17 protein-coding genes are annotated in these 14,764 nt (G+C 67.4%); 14 read left to right on the top strand and 3 right to left on the bottom strand.

Annotated elements, in window-relative coordinates:
• Nucleotides 1-6: 6 nt before the first annotated feature.
• The 11 genes from FJY88_00580 to FJY88_00530 all read left to right on the top strand — a co-directional run bounded on the left by FJY88_00580 (nt 7) and on the right by FJY88_00530 (nt 8,711).
• Nucleotides 7-1,026, top strand: a complete 1,020-nt coding sequence (locus FJY88_00580) for a PorV/PorQ family protein (protein ID MBM3285837.1) — start codon at nt 7-9, stop codon at nt 1,024-1,026.
• Nucleotides 1,027-1,148: 122 nt separating this feature from the next.
• Nucleotides 1,149-1,502: a hypothetical protein gene (locus FJY88_00575; protein ID MBM3285836.1), complete on the top strand. Its 354-nt coding sequence runs from the start codon at nt 1,149-1,151 to the stop codon at nt 1,500-1,502.
• A complete protein-coding gene (locus FJY88_00570; protein ID MBM3285835.1) occupies nt 1,499-2,035 on the top strand; it encodes a shikimate kinase in 537 nt (178 codons plus the stop codon). Before FJY88_00575 ends, FJY88_00570 begins: the two co-directional genes overlap by 4 nt.
• Complete coding sequence (gene rsmD, locus FJY88_00565) at nt 2,032-2,601, top strand: 16S rRNA (guanine(966)-N(2))-methyltransferase RsmD (protein MBM3285834.1); 570 nt, start codon at nt 2,032-2,034, stop codon at nt 2,599-2,601. Before FJY88_00570 ends, rsmD begins: the two co-directional genes overlap by 4 nt.
• Nucleotides 2,586-3,137 (top strand): pantetheine-phosphate adenylyltransferase, encoded by a 552-nt coding sequence (gene coaD / locus FJY88_00560; protein ID MBM3285833.1) that lies wholly within the window; start codon nt 2,586-2,588, stop codon nt 3,135-3,137. The genes rsmD and coaD overlap by 16 nt, the downstream gene beginning before the upstream one ends.
• Nucleotides 3,134-4,345, top strand: coding sequence for a pyridoxal phosphate-dependent aminotransferase (locus FJY88_00555; protein ID MBM3285832.1), 1,212 nt, complete (start codon nt 3,134-3,136; stop codon nt 4,343-4,345). Before coaD ends, FJY88_00555 begins: the two co-directional genes overlap by 4 nt.
• Before the next feature lie 25 nt (nt 4,346-4,370).
• The gene (locus FJY88_00550) at nt 4,371-4,679 is read left to right on the top strand and encodes a zinc ribbon domain-containing protein (protein MBM3285831.1); all 309 of its coding nucleotides are present in this window, start codon (nt 4,371-4,373) and stop codon (nt 4,677-4,679) included.
• 29 nt (nt 4,680-4,708) lie between these two features.
• The gene (obgE, locus tag FJY88_00545; GenBank protein ID MBM3285830.1) at nt 4,709-5,848 is read left to right on the top strand and encodes a GTPase ObgE; all 1,140 of its coding nucleotides are present in this window, start codon (nt 4,709-4,711) and stop codon (nt 5,846-5,848) included.
• Nucleotides 5,841-6,965, top strand: a complete 1,125-nt coding sequence (dprA, locus tag FJY88_00540; protein MBM3285829.1) for a DNA-protecting protein DprA — start codon at nt 5,841-5,843, stop codon at nt 6,963-6,965. The genes obgE and dprA overlap by 8 nt, the downstream gene beginning before the upstream one ends.
• Nucleotides 6,845-7,849: a lysophospholipid acyltransferase family protein gene (locus FJY88_00535; protein ID MBM3285828.1), complete on the top strand. Its 1,005-nt coding sequence runs from the start codon at nt 6,845-6,847 to the stop codon at nt 7,847-7,849. The genes dprA and FJY88_00535 overlap by 121 nt, the downstream gene beginning before the upstream one ends.
• A 52-nt stretch (nt 7,850-7,901) precedes the next feature.
• Nucleotides 7,902-8,711 (top strand): fumarylacetoacetate hydrolase family protein, encoded by an 810-nt coding sequence (locus FJY88_00530; protein MBM3285827.1) that lies wholly within the window; start codon nt 7,902-7,904, stop codon nt 8,709-8,711.
• Nucleotides 8,712-8,825: 114 nt separating this feature from the next.
• Here FJY88_00530 and FJY88_00525 read toward each other — a convergent pair whose 3' ends face one another.
• The gene (locus FJY88_00525; GenBank protein ID MBM3285826.1) at nt 8,826-10,133 is read right to left on the bottom strand and encodes an inositol-3-phosphate synthase; all 1,308 of its coding nucleotides are present in this window, start codon (nt 10,131-10,133) and stop codon (nt 8,826-8,828) included.
• Nucleotides 10,134-10,268: 135 nt separating this feature from the next.
• Here FJY88_00525 and FJY88_00520 point away from each other — a divergent pair, with 135 nt between their 5' ends.
• Nucleotides 10,269-11,192 carry a LysR family transcriptional regulator gene (locus FJY88_00520; protein MBM3285825.1) on the top strand — a complete coding sequence of 308 codons (924 nt, stop codon included), beginning with the start codon at nt 10,269-10,271 and terminating at the stop codon, nt 11,190-11,192.
• A 22-nt stretch (nt 11,193-11,214) separates the two neighbouring features.
• On the opposite strand, the gene FJY88_00515 is transcribed toward FJY88_00520, so the two are convergent.
• Together FJY88_00515 and FJY88_00510 are read right to left on the bottom strand one after the other, a co-directional pair.
• Nucleotides 11,215-12,420 carry a pyridoxal phosphate-dependent aminotransferase gene (locus FJY88_00515; protein ID MBM3285824.1) on the bottom strand — a complete coding sequence of 402 codons (1,206 nt, stop codon included), beginning with the start codon at nt 12,418-12,420 and terminating at the stop codon, nt 11,215-11,217.
• A 44-nt stretch (nt 12,421-12,464) separates the two neighbouring features.
• Nucleotides 12,465-12,776 (bottom strand): DUF3467 domain-containing protein, encoded by a 312-nt coding sequence (locus FJY88_00510; protein ID MBM3285823.1) that lies wholly within the window; start codon nt 12,774-12,776, stop codon nt 12,465-12,467.
• Nucleotides 12,777-13,038: 262 nt separating this feature from the next.
• On the opposite strand from FJY88_00510, the gene FJY88_00505 reads away from it, so the two are divergent.
• Both FJY88_00505 and FJY88_00500 read left to right on the top strand, forming a co-directional pair.
• Nucleotides 13,039-14,319: a hypothetical protein gene (locus tag FJY88_00505; GenBank protein ID MBM3285822.1), complete on the top strand. Its 1,281-nt coding sequence runs from the start codon at nt 13,039-13,041 to the stop codon at nt 14,317-14,319.
• A gap of 28 nt (nt 14,320-14,347) precedes the next feature.
• Nucleotides 14,348-14,740, top strand: a complete 393-nt coding sequence (locus FJY88_00500; GenBank protein MBM3285821.1) for a response regulator — start codon at nt 14,348-14,350, stop codon at nt 14,738-14,740.
• Nucleotides 14,741-14,764 lie beyond the last annotated feature (24 nt).

Here is a 14,764-nt window from a genome sequence, read left to right as displayed (position 1 = left end):
TACGCGATGAAGGTTCAGTTTGTCCTGGCTGCGGCGGTCCTGCTCTCCACGGCTCTCGTGGCGGCGGCCTTCGCGGGCAACTCCGACCGGATCGGGACGGCGGGTGCCTCCGAGCTACTGATCCCGAACAGCCCCAGAGGACTCGCGATCGGCGACGGCGCCGTCGCCGACTGGGGCGGACTCGAGATGCTCTACTGGAATCCCGCCGCCATCTCCGGCGTGCGGGGGGTCGAGGCTCTCTTCTCGAACCTCACCTACATCGCCGACATGAAGAAGAACTACGTCGGCGTCGCCGCGCAGACCAGCTTCGGGACGATCGCGGTGACGGCCGACGTCCTCTCGATCGGCGACATCATCGAAACGACCGAACTGGCGCCGGAAGGGACCGGGAGGGTCTTCTCGCCGAACTTCTCGATCCTCGGTCTCTCCTACGGGCGCTACATGACCGATCAGGTCACGATCGGCCTCACCGGCAAGCTCATTTCGGAGTCGGTTCTTCAAGCCCACGCGTCGGGGGTCGCGTTCGACATCGGGATCCAGTACCGGCCGGGCCCCAAGGGGGTCTCGTTCGGACTGGCGCTGAAGAACATCGGCCCCACGATGAGGTTCTCGGGCGCCGACTTCGAGAGCTTCCACCGGACCTCGGACAACCCCCAGGCGGGCGACCGCTCGCTCTCGTCGCTCTCCGCGCCGTTCGAGCTGCCGAGCTACATCGAGTTCGGCGGGCGCTACGAGTACCCGCTCACAGACATCGGGATGGTCGCGGGGTACGGTAGCTTCCAGTCGAACAACTTCAACGACGACGAGGTCAATCTGGGGGCGGAGTTCGCCTATCACGACCAGTTCTTCGTGCGCGGAGGCGGGACCCTGAGCGGCAACGACGACTACCTCTACGGCCCGGCGTTCGGCCTCGGAGTGGCCCTCCCGCTGGGCGGCCAGAGCAAGCTCAACTTCGACTACGCCCTGCGCCTCGTGAACGACTTCTTCGACGACAACCACATGGTCGGGGTGAAATTCAACTTCTAGCCTTTCCACGGTAGCTGAAACCTCAGGCGGGGGGTCCGACAGGGCCCCCCGCCTTCTTGCGGGCGCCGGCGCTTCTGGTAGCATGGTGAAGGTCTCAGTGGCACAAGGGAGAAGGTCGATCGGTGTTCAACGTCGGGACTCAAGAGCTGCTCCTCATCCTGCTCCTCGTCTTTGTCCTGTTCGGTCCGCGCCACATCCCTGACATCGCGCGGACGCTTGGAAAGGGCCTTGGCGATCTGCAGCGTACGCTGCGCGGGGTCGAGGACTCAGTCCGCAGATCGACCGAGGTCGTGAAGCCGGACGACTTCTACGAGAGGCACAGGGCCGAAGAAGGCCAGAAGCGCCCGCTCGCCTCGGTCGAGATCAGCGAACCGGCCGATGGGCCGGAGCCGGCGACGGGCGCTGGGGAGAGGCCGCAGACGGGGGCCGCGCCCCCCGATGCGGGCCAGCCGGCCGAGGGCGGGCAGAAGCCATGATTCCCGCCCCGAATCTGGCTCTGATCGGATTCATGGCGGCCGGCAAGACGACCGTCGGGCAGGCGTTGAGCAGCAGAACTGGGCTTCCCTTCCATGATGTCGACCTCCTCGTGGAGCGCTCGGAGGGGCTCCCGATCAGCGATATCTTCGCGGCCCGGGGCGAACCCTACTTCCGAGAGGTGGAGGGGAGGATCTTCCGCGATCTCTGCGCCGGCGAGGGGTTGATCATCGCTTGCGGGGGGGGGACCCTCATCGATCCTCGCAACAGAGCCGCCCTCGAGGATCGCTGCGTCGCCGTCTGGCTGAAGACGTCCCTCCCGGAGATCATGAGGCGCATCGGAGCCCCGGGGGCGCCGGCGCGGCCCCTGGGGGAGGGCGCCGCGGCGAGGCTCGTACTGCCTTCCCTCCTGTCTTCGCGTGAGGATCTCTATAGGGGAGCCGAGCTGGTCGTCGACACGGACGGCAAGGGAATCGACGCGATCTGCGATGAGCTTTCATCGGCCATCGCATTGCTCCGGGGCAGCAGGGCATGATGCGGGTCATTGCCGGAGAGCTGAAGGGGCGCACGCTCAGGACGCCGCCGGGCAAGACCCTCAGGCCGACGCAAGGGCACGTGCGCCAAGTCCTCTTCGACATCTTGGCGGAGGCGATCGAGGGAGCGGCGGTCCTCGATCTCTTCGCCGGAGTCGGGGCCGTCGGAATCGAGGCGCTCAGCCGCGGGGCGGCCGAGGCATGCTTCATCGAGCGCGATCCGGGCGCCCTTCGCCTCCTCAGGGGCAACATCGAGGATCTCGGCCTGTCGGCGAGGAGCCGGGTCCTCGCGGCCTCGGTCGGGTCGGGGGTCAAGGTTCTCGAGGAAGAGGGCAGATCGTTCCGCTACGCGTTCGCCGATCCGCCGTACGCGGAGGCGGACCGCGACTGGATCGCGCGGGCGTTCCGCTCGGGTCCCGGCGCGCTGCTTGCCGCCGATGGAGTGCTCGTTGTGGAAACGTCGAAGCATGCTGTTCAACCGGCCGAGACCGTCGGCCGGCTCCACCGTTACAGGACGCACGCGGTCGGCGAGACCAACCTGGTCTTCTTCGCATGGGAGGGCAAGTGAAGCAGCGCACAGCGATCTTTCCGGGGACCTTCGATCCGGTGACTCTCGGTCACATCGATATTCTCATGCGGACCCTGCACATCTTCGATCGTGTCCTCATCGCCGTGGCCGCTTCGGACAGGCAGCGGAAGCAGCCGGTCTTCACGCTGGAGGAGCGGATCGAGATGGTCACCTGCTCTATTCCGAGGTCGTTGAGACGGCGGATCGAGATCGAGCCTTTCGAAGGGCTCCTCGTGGAATTCGCCCGCGCTCGGGGCGTGCGAAGCCTCATCCGGGGTCTGCGCTTCTTCTCCGACTTCGAATACGAGTTCCAGATGGCGACCATGAACCAGAAGCTTTGGCCCGAGATCGACACGCTCTTCGTCATGCCGACGGAGGAGTTTTCCTATATCAACTCGACGCTGGTGAAGGAGATTGCCAGGCACGGCGGGGACCTCTCGAAGCTGGTCGCGCCGTCCGTGGCCAGGATGCTCAGCGCCCGTATGCGCCAAGGAGATGGAGCGAAGCCCCGCGGTAGCGGGAGGAGGAGTCGGTGAGGATCGGGACTTTCGCATCGAGGGTGGGGCTCTCGGAGACGGGGGCTGTGGACGAGAAAGTGCGCCAGTTGACGAGGCAAGGGCGCCGGGTTTTCAACTTCGGGGTCGGTCAGCCCGACTTCCCCACGCCGGGAGAGGTCTGCGAGGCGGGGATCGCCGCCATCCGGGAGGGGAAGACGCGCTACACCTCGCCGATGGGCACGATCGAGCTGCGGGAGGCGGTCGCCGCCAAGCTGCGGGACGAGAACCATCTCTCCTACGACCCGGCGCGGGAGATCCTGATCTCGAGCGGGGCGAAGCACTCGATCCACAACCTCCTGGCCGCGGCGCTGAGCCCGGGCGATGAGGTCATCGTTCCGGTGCCCACATGGGTGAGCTACCCCTCGATGATACATCTCCTCGGGGCCGAGCCGCGCTTCGTAGCGACTGGGCTCGAGGACGGGTTCCGCCTGACAGGAGAGATGCTCCGCTCCGCCGTCGGGCCCCGGACGGTGGGGCTGCTGCTCAACAGCCCGTGCAATCCGACGGGAGCAGTCTATACAGAGGAGGATCTGCGCGCGGTCGCCTCCGCCGCCCTCGAGGCGGGGCTCTGGATCATCACGGACGAGATCTACGAGCGGATTCTCTTCGATGGGCGCCGCCACGTCAGCCTGGCGACGGTCGAGCCCGCCCTGCGAGCGAGGATCGCCATCGTCAACGGCGTCTCGAAGGCCTTCTCCATGACGGGCTGGAGGATCGGCTACGCGGCGGGACCGGCAGACTGGATCACGGCCGCCTCCGCGATCCAGAGCCATCAGTGCGGGAACCCATGCTCGATCTCGCAAGAGGCGAGCCGCTACGCGCTTCAGGCGGCCGGCCGGCACGCGGAAGCGATGCGCGCCGTCTTCGAGCGGCGTCGCGATCTGGTCATGCGGATCCTCCGCGGCACGGCCGGCCTCGATCTCTTCGAGCCCGAGGGAGCCTTCTACCTGTTTCCGCGCGTCTCCTCCTTCCTCGGCGCGCGAAAGGGAGGCGGGGGACTCAACTCCGATGCCGAGTTGGTCTCATGGTTGCTTGACGAGACAGGCGTCGCGACCGTGCCCGGCGGGGCGTTCCATGCGCCGGAGTACCTGAGGATCTCCTTCGCTGCCTCGGAGGAGACGCTGGAGACGGGTCTCGGGCTGCTTCGCGGCGCGCTGGAGAAGCTCGGTCCAGTCCGCGGCTCCTGAGGAAGGTCCTTTCGAGAGGTAGTCGATGCCCACATATGAGTATGTCTGCGACAAGTGCGGACACGAGTTCGAGCTGTTCCAGAAGATGACCGATCCCGTGCGCAAGAGATGTCCCAGGTGCAGGGGAGCGGTCCGGCGGCGGATCGGCGCCGGAGCCGGCCTCCTCTTCAAGGGAAGCGGCTTCTACGCCACCGATTACCGGAGTCCCGAATACCGCGCGAAGACCAAGGCGGAGAGGGGCGGCGGGGATGCCGGGGCGAAGCCCGCAACGGAGAAGTCCGGCGATGCCAAGAAGCCCGACGCGTCCGCAAAGAACGCGAAACCCAGTCCGTAGGCGACGTCCTCCCCGCGGAATCCCGATCGATGTTTGTCGATGAGGCCAGGATCCGCGTCGTCGCGGGCGGCGGGGGCGACGGATGCGTGAGCTTCCGCCGGGAGAAGTTCGTTCCGCGCGGAGGCCCTGACGGCGGAGACGGCGGGGACGGCGGCGATGTCGTGCTGATCGTCGATCCCGACATGCGAACCCTGTTGCATCTGCGACACCGGCCTCTTCATGAGGCCGGCAGAGGGATGAACGGCTCGGGCAAGCAGTGCTCGGGAAGGCGCGGCGGCGATTACCTGATCCGCCTTCCCGCCGGCACGGTGGTCCGCGACGCGGAGACCGGAGCGCTCGTCGCGGATCTGGTCGTCGCCGGCGACTCCTTCCTCGTCGCCCGAGGCGGGAAGGGCGGCAAGGGGAACGTCCACTTCAAGTCCTCGACAAGGCGTTCGCCGCGATTCGCCACCCCCGGGGGGGAAGGGGAGGCGAGGGACCTCCTGCTTGAGCTGCGCCTGCTCGCCGACGTGGGGATCGTCGGTCTGCCCAACGTGGGGAAGTCGACGTTGCTCTCGCGCGTCTCGAACGCCCGGCCCAAGATCGGCGACTACGCTTTCACGACCCTGGAGCCGAATCTGGGAATCGTCCCCGGCGGAGAGTTCTACGCCTTCGTGATGGCCGACATCCCGGGTCTCGTGGAGGGGGCTCACAAGGGACGCGGACTGGGAGCCCGCTTCCTGAAGCACATCGAGCGCACCCGCGTCCTGCTCTTCCTGCTCGACAGCATCTCGGAGGACCCAGAGAAGGATCTTCAGATCCTTCGCAGGGAGATCGAGAGCTGGAGCGGCGCTCTATGCCGGCGTCCATGGCTCGTAGCATTCAGTCGCGCCGACTTGCGCGGAGATTCATGGTCGCCGCCCCGCGTGGCCGGGCAAGAGGCTCTGGCCTTCTCGGCCCACTCCGGCCGCGGCATCCAGAACCTCCTCCGCGCCCTGCGGGAGTTTCTCGATCGCTGCGAGGAGCCGCGCGTCCCGGAGGCCGCGCCGGAATCGCAGTCGGATCCAAGCGGGACGCGGAGCTTCGCGGAGCGGATCGACCGGGGGGAGGCTCTTGGGGATTCCCCGTGGCCGCGCCAATGGCTCGTCCTTCGTTCGGAGGACCCGGCGGCGGAGGAGACCGATGACTGAGCCGCGCCTCAGGCGGCTCCGGTGGATCGCCTGGTCGCTGCGTCACGATCTCAGGCCGCTCGCGCTCGCCTCCGTGGCGCGATCCTGCCCTGGATCGCCTCCCGAGCTGCCAGTCCGCCCCGACCGGATCCCGGGCGATCTCGCCCTTCGTCCTTCCGATCTCCGGCAGATGACCGCCGCGCGGCCCGGCATCGAGGAGGCCGCGGCGATCGAGGAGGAAGCGACGCGGCGGGGGGTCGAGATCCTCACCCCCGAGGACCACCCCTGGCTCCGACGGCTCTGGACCGAGCTCGCGGACCCGCCGGCCGTCCTCTACGTGCGGGGAAGGCTGCACGATCCCGCCGCGCCGTCGCTGGCGATCGTGGGAGCGAGATACGCGAGCGACGCGGGTCTGTCGCTCGCCCGGTCGCTCGCGCGGGATCTGGCCATGGCGGGAATGACCATCGTGAGCGGGCTCGCCCTCGGAATCGACGGCGCCGCTCACCGCGGCGCGCTCGAGGCCGGCGGCCGCACGATCGCGGTCCTCGCCGGGGGCATCGACCGCCCCACGCCGCCCAGCCACGCCAGGCTCGGCGAGGCGATCGCTCTCTCGGGGGCGCTCGTGAGCGAGTTTCCCTTGGGGGTCGAGCCGCGGCCCCTCCACTTTCCCCGCCGCAATCGGATCCTGGCCGCGCTGGGAGGGATGATCGTCGTGGTCGAGGGTCGCGGGCGCAGCGGCGCGCGCTCGACGGTCGATCATGCCCTCGCCATAGGGCGGGACGTGGGGGCTGTTCCCCGCGATCCGGTGGGGGAGGGATCGATCCTGCCGAACGCGCTCCTGCGAAGCGGGGCGATTCTCGTCACGTCCGCCGCCGATATCATCGAGCGCTTTGGCGTGCCTGCCCCGGGCGGGCTGTCTGCAGACGATGGTGGATGCGACGCTGAGACTGCGGCCGAAGGGCTCGATGCTCGCATCCTGGGGGCGCTCGCCTCGGGTCCCCGCTCGCTCGACAGCCTGTGCGGCCGCCTGGCTTGCTCCGCGCAGGAGATCCTGCCTTCACTCGGCAGGCTGGAGCTTTCGGGCCGAGTGCGCCGGCTGCACGGCATGTCCTACGCGAAGGCGGGAAGGGGCGCCTAGTGGGGCTTAGCGACCGGATCGAGCATGCCCTTCTGCGCGCCTTCGTGGGCGTCGTATCGAGGCTCTCGGCACGTTCCGGGCGCGCACTGGCCCGCGGACTCGGGGATCTCGCATTCGATGTCGTTCGCATTCGCCGGTCCGTGACGCTCGGGAATCTCGAGGCTGCCTTTCCCGAGAGGACGGATGCCGATCGGCGGCGGATCGCGAGGGGCGCCTACAGGAGCTTCGCTCAGACCTCGGTCGATCTGGCCCGGATGAATCGGCTCCCCCGCGAGGCGAGGCTCGCGATGGGGGATGTCGCGCATCGGGAGCATCTGGAAGCGGTGGCATCGGCCGGCCGGGGAGCGATCCTTCTGACCGCCCACTTCGGGAACTGGGAATGGCTGGGTTCGCTCCCGGCGGCCCTGGGGCACCGGACCAAGGCGATCGTCGGGGAGCACCACAACAAGCTGGCGGGCGCGTATATCGACTCGATCCGCGCTCGCCTGGGCGTGGGCACCCTGCCGGCGGAGAAGGGACTGAAGGATCTCATCCTTGCGATGAGGGAAGGGAACCTGGTCGTCATCGTCGGCGATCAGGACGCCGGGCGCGACGGGGTCTTCGTCGAGTTGATGGGGCGCCCCGCCTCGACCGCGGTGGGGCCGGTGCGGCTGGCGAGGCGATTCGGCGTGCCGATCCTGCAGGGATTCGCCGTCCGTCTCCCGGACGGCCGCCTGAGGGCGGAGTTCCTGCCGCCCCTTCTCGTGCCGCGCGGGGAGGACGAGGGGGAGGATATCCGCTGCCACACGGAGATCCTCACAAGGAATCTCGAGGCGTTCATCCGCCGCTACCCCGAGCAATGGTTCTGGATGCATCGCCGGTGGAAGACGCGCCCGCGGCCTTAGCGGGGCGAGAGGAGGGTCCAGGATGCGAATGGCAAGCGTCGGACCGATCGGAATGGAGAGGCCGGCCTGGGTCTCCGATGACGCAGCGCTCTGTCTCTCATGCCAGGGGGAGAGCTGGCGAGAGATCCTCGAGGATGGTCTTCTCGGAGAGGAGCGCGCCCTTGCGCTCGAGTCGCCCCCGGAGGCCTGGTCCCCCCTTGCGGGCCAGCGTCTGGGTCCGGTCATCCCGAACCCATCGAAGATCATCGCGGTCGGCCTGAACTACAGAGACCATGCCCTGGAGCAGGGGAAGAAGCCTCCCGATTCCCCCCTCCTCTTCTCCAAGGCGCCCAGTTGCCTCATCGGAAGCGGCGATCCGATCCGGGTGCCGCCCCAGGAGGGAAGGGTCGACGCCGAGGCGGAGCTGGCGATCGTCATCGGAGCGCGGGCGTGGCGGGTCCGGGCCGATGAAACCGACGCCGTCATCCTCGGCTATACGATCATGAACGATGTCTCCGGACGCGAGGCCCAGTTCGGCGACAAGCAGTTCTTCCGCGGCAAGAGCTTCGACAGCTTCGGCCCCTGCGGGCCGTGGATTGTCGCCGCGGAGGGTTTCGATCCGTGCGATCGGGGCATTCGTTGTTTCTGGAACGGGCGCAAGATGCAAGAGAGCTCGACCTCGCAGCTCATCTTTCCCCCGCGAGACCTCGTCTCCTACATCAGCCACCAGATGACGCTTCTTCCCGGAGACATCATCGCCACCGGGACGCCGGCCGGCGTGGGGGTCTTTCGCGACCCGCCCGTCTTCATGAAGCCCGGCGATGTCGTCCGAGTCGAGATCGACGGCATAGGAGTTCTCGAGAATCCTGTGTCGGCCGGATGAGGACGCCAGCCGGAGGCCCAGAAGGGCGACGCCAAGGCGACCGCGGAGTTTCTGCCTAGGCGGAAACTCCGCAAGAGCAGTCGCCTGAAGGGGCCTGCGGCTGGCTGTATCTGACTAGTCGTAGTACTCGATCCCCAGGTGCGTGATCAGCTCCTCGCCCTTCATCCAGCGCAGCGTGTTCTTGAGCTTCATGAGCTGGATGAAGAGGTCGTGCTCGGGATAGAGTCCCTCGGCATGCATCGGGCTCTTGAAGTAGAACGAGAGCCACTCCTGGATCCCGCGCATGCCGGCCCGCTGCGCGAGGTCCATGAAGAGGGCGAGGTCGAGCACGATGGGCGCGGCGAGGATCGAGTCCCTGCAGAGGAAGTTCACCTTGATCTGCATCGGGTAGCCCATCCATCCGTAGATGTCGATGTTGTCCCAGCTTTCCTTGTTGTCTCCGCGGGGCGGGTAGTAGTTGATCCTGACCTTGTGGTAGAGGGAGGAGTAGAGCTCGGGGTAGAGATGAGGCTGGAGGATCGAATCGAGCACCGAGAGCTTGCTCTCCTCCTTCGTCTTGAACGACTCGGGATCGTCAAGGACCTCGCCGTCGCGGTTGCCGAGGATATTCGTGGAGAACCAGCCGGAGACCCCGATGAGCCTCGCCTTGAATCCTGGCGCGAGGATCGTCTTCATCAGGGTCTGGCCGGTCTTGAAGTCCTTGCCGGCGATCGGGACATGCTGCTCGCGGGCCAGCTCGCCAAGCGCCGGGATGTCGGCCGTCAGGTTGGGGGCGCCGTTGGCGAAGGGGACCTTCTCCTTGAGGGCGGCGTAGGCGTACACCATGCTGGGAGCGATCTCCGGATCGTTCCGGCGGAGCCCATCCTCGAAGGCCTGCAACGTCTGGTGGACCGCCGAGGGCTTCAGGAAGATCTCGGTCGAAGCGCACCAGATCATCACCAAGCGGTCGCAGCGATTCTCCGACTTGAACCTCCGGATATCCTCCCGGAGGGCCTCCGCCATCTCCATGAGGCTTTTGCCCTTCTTCACGTTCGTCCCCTGGAGCTTCTTCACAAAGCGGTTGTCGAAGACCGCGGGCATCGGCCGGATCGCCTCGAGCTCCGATCGGACGGGGTCCAGGTGCTCGTCGCGGAGAACGCCGGCCACCTTGGCCGAACGGTAGGCGTCATCCGGAATCGGGTCCCACGCGCCGAAGGCGATGCCCTCCAGGGGGGCCAAGGGAACGAAGTCCTTGATCGAGGGGGAGCGCCCCTCCGTCCGCTTGCCGAGGCGGATCGTCCCCATCTGGGTGAGGCTCCCATAAGGGATCCCGGCCCCCTTGCGCAGGGACTCCACTCCGGTGATGAATGTGGTGGTGACGGCCCCCAAGCCGGGGGTGAGGACCCCGAGTCTTCCGTCCGCAGGCTGGATGGTGACGCTCATTGTTCGACTCCTTTCGCCGCGAGCCTCGGACCGGGATGGCCCGCCGGACTCGTCTGGAGGATGTTGGCGCTTCCGTCAGGCATTGTTCCATGGCATAGTCATTAGAGTCGCCATAAAGGAATCGTATGGATAGCGATGAAGGGAATCGATCTCTTCGCTTTGCGCTGCCTTGACGCCGCGGCCCGATCGGGGAGCTTGACCGCCGCCGCGCGGGCGCTCGGCGTCAGCCAGCCCGCCGTCTCGATCCGAGTGTCGCGCCTGGAGCGGCAGCTCGGCGTGCAGCTTCTCGCGCGGCGCGCGCGCGGAGTGGCGCTCACGGCGGAGGGTAGGACGGTCCTCGAGCGAGCCAGGAAGGTCCTCGACGAGCTGCGATCGATCGAGGGGGACTTGCGGCGGGGCCCCCTTGAGGGAACCCTCCGCTTCGGCTCCACGGATGTGATCCTGGAGCACCGCTTGCCGCCCCTGCTGCGGGTCTTCAGAAAGAGGCATCCCGGGGTCGGTCTGGAGCTGGTGAGCGAGGGGAGTCTCGCCCTTGCGGAGGGGGTCCGGGCGCGGGAGATCGAGTTCGCTCTGGCGACCCTGCCGATTCCCGACCCTCCCGGGCCGGTCCGGCCGCTCTTCCGCGACCGGCTCTGCTTCGTCGCCTCCCCGACTCATCCCCTCGCGGGGAGGAGGAGCGTCTCGCTCCGAGAGATCTCAGAGGCGCCCCTGCTCGCCCACAAGCGTGGCTCCGTGACCCGCGACCTGATCGAAGGCTACTTCGTCTCCAGGGGATTGCGGCCCCGCGTCGCGATGGAGGTCTCGAGCCCCGAGGTCATGCGGACGATGGCGCGCGGCGGGCTCGGCGTGGCGGTTCTCCCGGAGATAGCCCTCGCCGAGGACTTGCGCCGGGACAGGCTCGCCATCGTCACCGTTCGCGGCTGGTCTCTCGATCGGCTCTCGGGTCTCTTGCTGCCGCCGGGCGGAGCGGGATCCCGGGCAGGAAGAGCCTTCCTCAGGCTGCTCGATCGGAGTCCGTCGGGCGGAGCGCCGGCAGCCGGCGCAGCCCGCCTCCGCTAGCCCAGCCGCGCGCCGGTTGGAGCTAGCGGTTCCGCCCCGGATAGGATTGCAGCCCTTCCAGGAAGACACCGACCGCTCTGCGGAGAACATCCTCCTCGAAGACATAGGCGAGGCGGACCTCTTGCTTCCCCTTGCCCGGCGTCGCATAGAATCCGTCTCCCGGCGCGACCATAGTCGTCTCTCCGTTCTTCTGGAAATCGGTCAGCATCCAGCGAACGAAGGTGTCCGCGTCATCGACGGGGAGGCGGGCCATCACGTAGAAGGCGCCCTTGGGAGGACGGCAGACGACTCCGGGGGCGCCCTTTAGCATCTCGACGACGATGTTGCGCCGGGCCTCGAACTCCCGCACGAAACCCTCGTAGTAGGCGGGGGGAAGAGAGAGGGCGGGGACCGCGGCGATCTGACCGAGGCCGGGCGGGGAGAGACGGGCCTGCGAGAACTTGAGCGCGGTGCCGAACACTTCCGTGTTGCGCGTCGCCAGGCATCCGATCCGGACGCCGCAGGCGCTGAAGCGCTTGGAGATCGAATCGACGAGGATCACGCGGTCGTCGAGCCCTTCGAGCGTCAGGAGCGAGCGGTGCTTGAGCCCGTCGTAGCAGAACTCCCGGTAGACCTCGTCCACGATCAGGAAGAGGTCGTGCTTGCGGGCGAAGGAGACCGTCTCCTCGATCTCGGCGTCCTCATAGACCGTCCCTGTCGGATTGCCGGGATTGCAGAGAAGGATCGCTCGCGTCCTGGGCGTCAGGAGAGCCTCCCACGCCGACGTCGGAGGGAGATGGTAGCCGTTCTCAGGGTCGCAGGTCAGGGGGCGCACATCGATTCCCAGGAAACGGCTGAATCCGATGTAGTTCGCATAGAGCGGCTCGGGGATGATCACGTCGTCGCCCGCGTCGGCCACTGCTCCCAAGGCGAAGAGGATCGCCTCGCTGCCTCCCGCGGTGACGATGATCTCCGCGGGGGCCAGACGGATGCCGTGCGTCGCGTAGTAGTGCGAGAAGGCTTCGCGGAGCTCGGAGTTCCCGGCGGAGGGGGAGTAGGCGAGGGTGCGCGGGAGCCCCTTGCGCAGGGCCTCCCACATCGCCTCGGGCGTAGGGATGTCGGGCTGGCCGATGTTGAGTCCGTGGACGTGGATCCCGCGCCTGCGGGACTCATCGGCCAGCGGAACGAGCTTGCGGATGGGTGAAGGGGGAACGGAACGGCCGCGCTGCGAAACCGTCAAGCCGGACATCGAAATACCTCCCGTCATCTGCCCCACCTCAGCCGGGAAACCCCCTAAGGAGTCTCCGGCTTGAAGCCGATATCTCGAGTGTGGGCAGGCTCGCCCTGCCCGGGGATCTTGCCGAACTGCGTCTCGTAGGCCCCTATGCGGGCCTCCAAGAGGCGCAGAAGGGCACGAGCGTTCTGGGGCGTCATCACGATCCGGGCATAGACCTTCCCCTTGGGGGAGCCAGGAAGATAGCGCGCGAAGTCCAGGATGAACTCGGAGGGCGTGTAGTGCACGTTCGCAAGGTTCGCATAGGTCCCTTCGACATCGCTCATGTCGATCGGAATCTGGACCTGGTTCTGAGCCTGCGGCTTCTCCATCGGACTCCTCCCCGTTTGCGGACTGACGAAACCCTTCTTGAGCCAACCCATCGCCTTCTGTCCTCTCGCCCGGCCTGCGGACGGGCGCGATGCCTCGTTAGAGGGCCGGGCGGAGTCCCGTCGGCTCCCACGCCCAGCCCGGCCGCTCCCCGGCGGGAGCCATGCCCGCGTCGAACGGCAACCCGGAGTATAGACAACCGCCCGCCCGGCGTGAGAGGGAAATCTGGCTCCCTCCGAGATCTGGGCGGGAAGGGAGATCGGCATGAGGGATGAGCGCGAGACGCTCGGTCGCTCGCGGGCCTTGCTGAGCATGCTGGCGGATCTCTCGGCGGGGCTCCCTTGCTTCAGAGTGAGGAACGAGGGATTGCGGGGCATCCTCAGGTGCCTGGTCGATGGGGCCGCCGCCTCGTGGGCCAGCGTCTGGATCCACGAGGAGGCAACCGACCGAACCCGGATCGCCGCCAGCTTCGCCTCGCGCGGCGCGCGGCCCGACCCGCTTCCTTTCGCCGCCGATCTGGCCAAGCAGGTCGCGCGCGAGCGGCGCCATCTTCGCGTCCCGCTCGAGGCCACGGCCGATGGCCCGGAGCAGATGGTGGGTCTGCCGCTCCTGGCCACCGAGCGGGTGCTGGGCGTCTTGATCTTTGTCCGGGCGCCCGCCAGGGAAGAGACGGAAGCCGACGCCGGCGCCGCGTCGCCGGATGACCTCTTGATCGCCGCCCTGGCCGGATTGGCGGGCGTCGTGATCCAGCAGGCCGAGCTCTCGGACCGGACGCGGGAGGGCGACCGCAGGGTCCGCGAGATGGAGAGGATGCTTCTGCAGAGCGAGCGTCTTGCCGCTCTCGGCGAGATGAGCGCCAAGGTCGCCCACGAGATCCGCAATCCCCTCTCCGGGATCGGGGGGTTTGCGCGCCGGATCGAGAAGGGCCTCTCGCCCGACGATCCGAACCGGTCCTACGCCTCGATCATCGTTCGGGAGATCAGGCGTCTGGAATCCCTCCTTTCCGAGCAGCTCCTCTTTGCCCAACGGACCGCGCCGCGCCTCGTGAACGTGGATCTCGCGTCGGTTGCCCGCGAGGCCGTCGGGCTCGTCGTCGACGAGCTGCGGGAGAAGGGAGTGCGGCTGATCGAGAGCTACGAGCGGAACGGGAAACCGATGCTGCTGGATCCGGACCGGGTGAAGCAGGTCATCCTCAACATCCTCAAGAACGCGGCCGCGTCCACTCGGGAGGGGAATCGGGTGCGCGTCGCGACGCGGAGCATCGAGGGATGGGCTCAGGTTGAGATCGCCAACGATGGCGATCGGATCCCCGGTGAGATGCTCGAGTCCCTCTTCGTTCCGTTTGCGGCCGGCCGCGCCGGAGGATGCGGGCTGGGGTTGGCCGTGGCGGACCAGATCGTGAAGGAGCACGGGGGCGAGGTGCGGGTGCGCTCGAGCGACGAATGGAGCGCGATCTTCACCGTGAGCCTGCCAATCAGGCTGAACCCCGATCGGAGGAAGAACCGCGAGCGAAGAACCGGGGGCGATCGGCGGCGTGCCGCCTGACCGATTCCCCCGCGCAGGGAGGCCGCGCATGACCACCATCCTGATCGTCGAAGATGATCCGAATCTTCGACTCCTCTACGAGGAGGAGTTCGCCGACGAGGGCTATCGTGTTCTCTCGGTCCCGGCGGGGGAAGATGCGCTCGAGATTGTGGCACGGGAGAAGATCGACGCCGTCGTCCTCGACCTCCGGCTGAGGGGGATCGACGGCCTCGAGACGCTGCGACGCATCCTGGGGAGAAGGGGGGATGTCGCCATCGTCCTCAACTCCGCCTACGCCTCCTTCAAGGCCGACTTCGCGAGCTGGTCGGCGGACCGCTACGTCGTCAAGTCCTCGGATCTCTCCGAGCTGAAGGGGGCGGTCGCGGAAGCGCTCCTGGCCCGCGCCGGCGAGCCGGCTCTTGAACCCGCGAGATCGTCCTGATCGGCGCCATGATGAGAGTGGGCG

The sequence above is a fragment of the Candidatus Eisenbacteria bacterium genome, from assembly GCA_016867495.1.
GTDB lineage: Bacteria > Eisenbacteria > RBG-16-71-46 > CAIMUX01 > VGJL01 > VGJL01.
Note: the sequence above shows the minus strand (reverse complement) of the source record. Positions and strands in the feature narration are given on the sequence as shown.

Excerpts from the sequence above, each read along its gene's own strand:
- FJY88_00530 (MBM3285827.1), top strand. The coding sequence starts at position 7,902 with ATGGAGAGGCCGGCCTGGGTCTCCGATGACGCAGCGCTCTGTCTCTCA.
- FJY88_00510 (MBM3285823.1), bottom strand. The coding sequence starts at position 12,776 with ATGGAGAAGCCGCAGGCTCAGAACCAGGTCCAGATTCCGATCGACATG.
- rsmD (MBM3285834.1), top strand. The coding sequence starts at position 2,032 with ATGATGCGGGTCATTGCCGGAGAGCTGAAGGGGCGCACGCTCAGGACG.
- coaD (MBM3285833.1), top strand. The coding sequence starts at position 2,586 with ATGGGAGGGCAAGTGAAGCAGCGCACAGCGATCTTTCCGGGGACCTTC.
- FJY88_00500 (MBM3285821.1), top strand. The coding sequence starts at position 14,348 with ATGACCACCATCCTGATCGTCGAAGATGATCCGAATCTTCGACTCCTC.
- FJY88_00525 (MBM3285826.1), bottom strand. The coding sequence starts at position 10,133 with ATGAGCGTCACCATCCAGCCTGCGGACGGAAGACTCGGGGTCCTCACC.
- FJY88_00570 (MBM3285835.1), top strand. The coding sequence starts at position 1,499 with ATGATTCCCGCCCCGAATCTGGCTCTGATCGGATTCATGGCGGCCGGC.
- FJY88_00550 (MBM3285831.1), top strand. The coding sequence starts at position 4,371 with ATGCCCACATATGAGTATGTCTGCGACAAGTGCGGACACGAGTTCGAG.
- FJY88_00505 (MBM3285822.1), top strand. The coding sequence starts at position 13,039 with ATGAGGGATGAGCGCGAGACGCTCGGTCGCTCGCGGGCCTTGCTGAGC.
- dprA (MBM3285829.1), top strand. The coding sequence starts at position 5,841 with ATGACTGAGCCGCGCCTCAGGCGGCTCCGGTGGATCGCCTGGTCGCTG.
- FJY88_00580 (MBM3285837.1), top strand. The coding sequence starts at position 7 with ATGAAGGTTCAGTTTGTCCTGGCTGCGGCGGTCCTGCTCTCCACGGCT.
- obgE (MBM3285830.1), top strand. The coding sequence starts at position 4,709 with ATGTTTGTCGATGAGGCCAGGATCCGCGTCGTCGCGGGCGGCGGGGGC.
- FJY88_00520 (MBM3285825.1), top strand. The coding sequence starts at position 10,269 with ATGAAGGGAATCGATCTCTTCGCTTTGCGCTGCCTTGACGCCGCGGCC.
- FJY88_00515 (MBM3285824.1), bottom strand. The coding sequence starts at position 12,420 with ATGTCCGGCTTGACGGTTTCGCAGCGCGGCCGTTCCGTTCCCCCTTCA.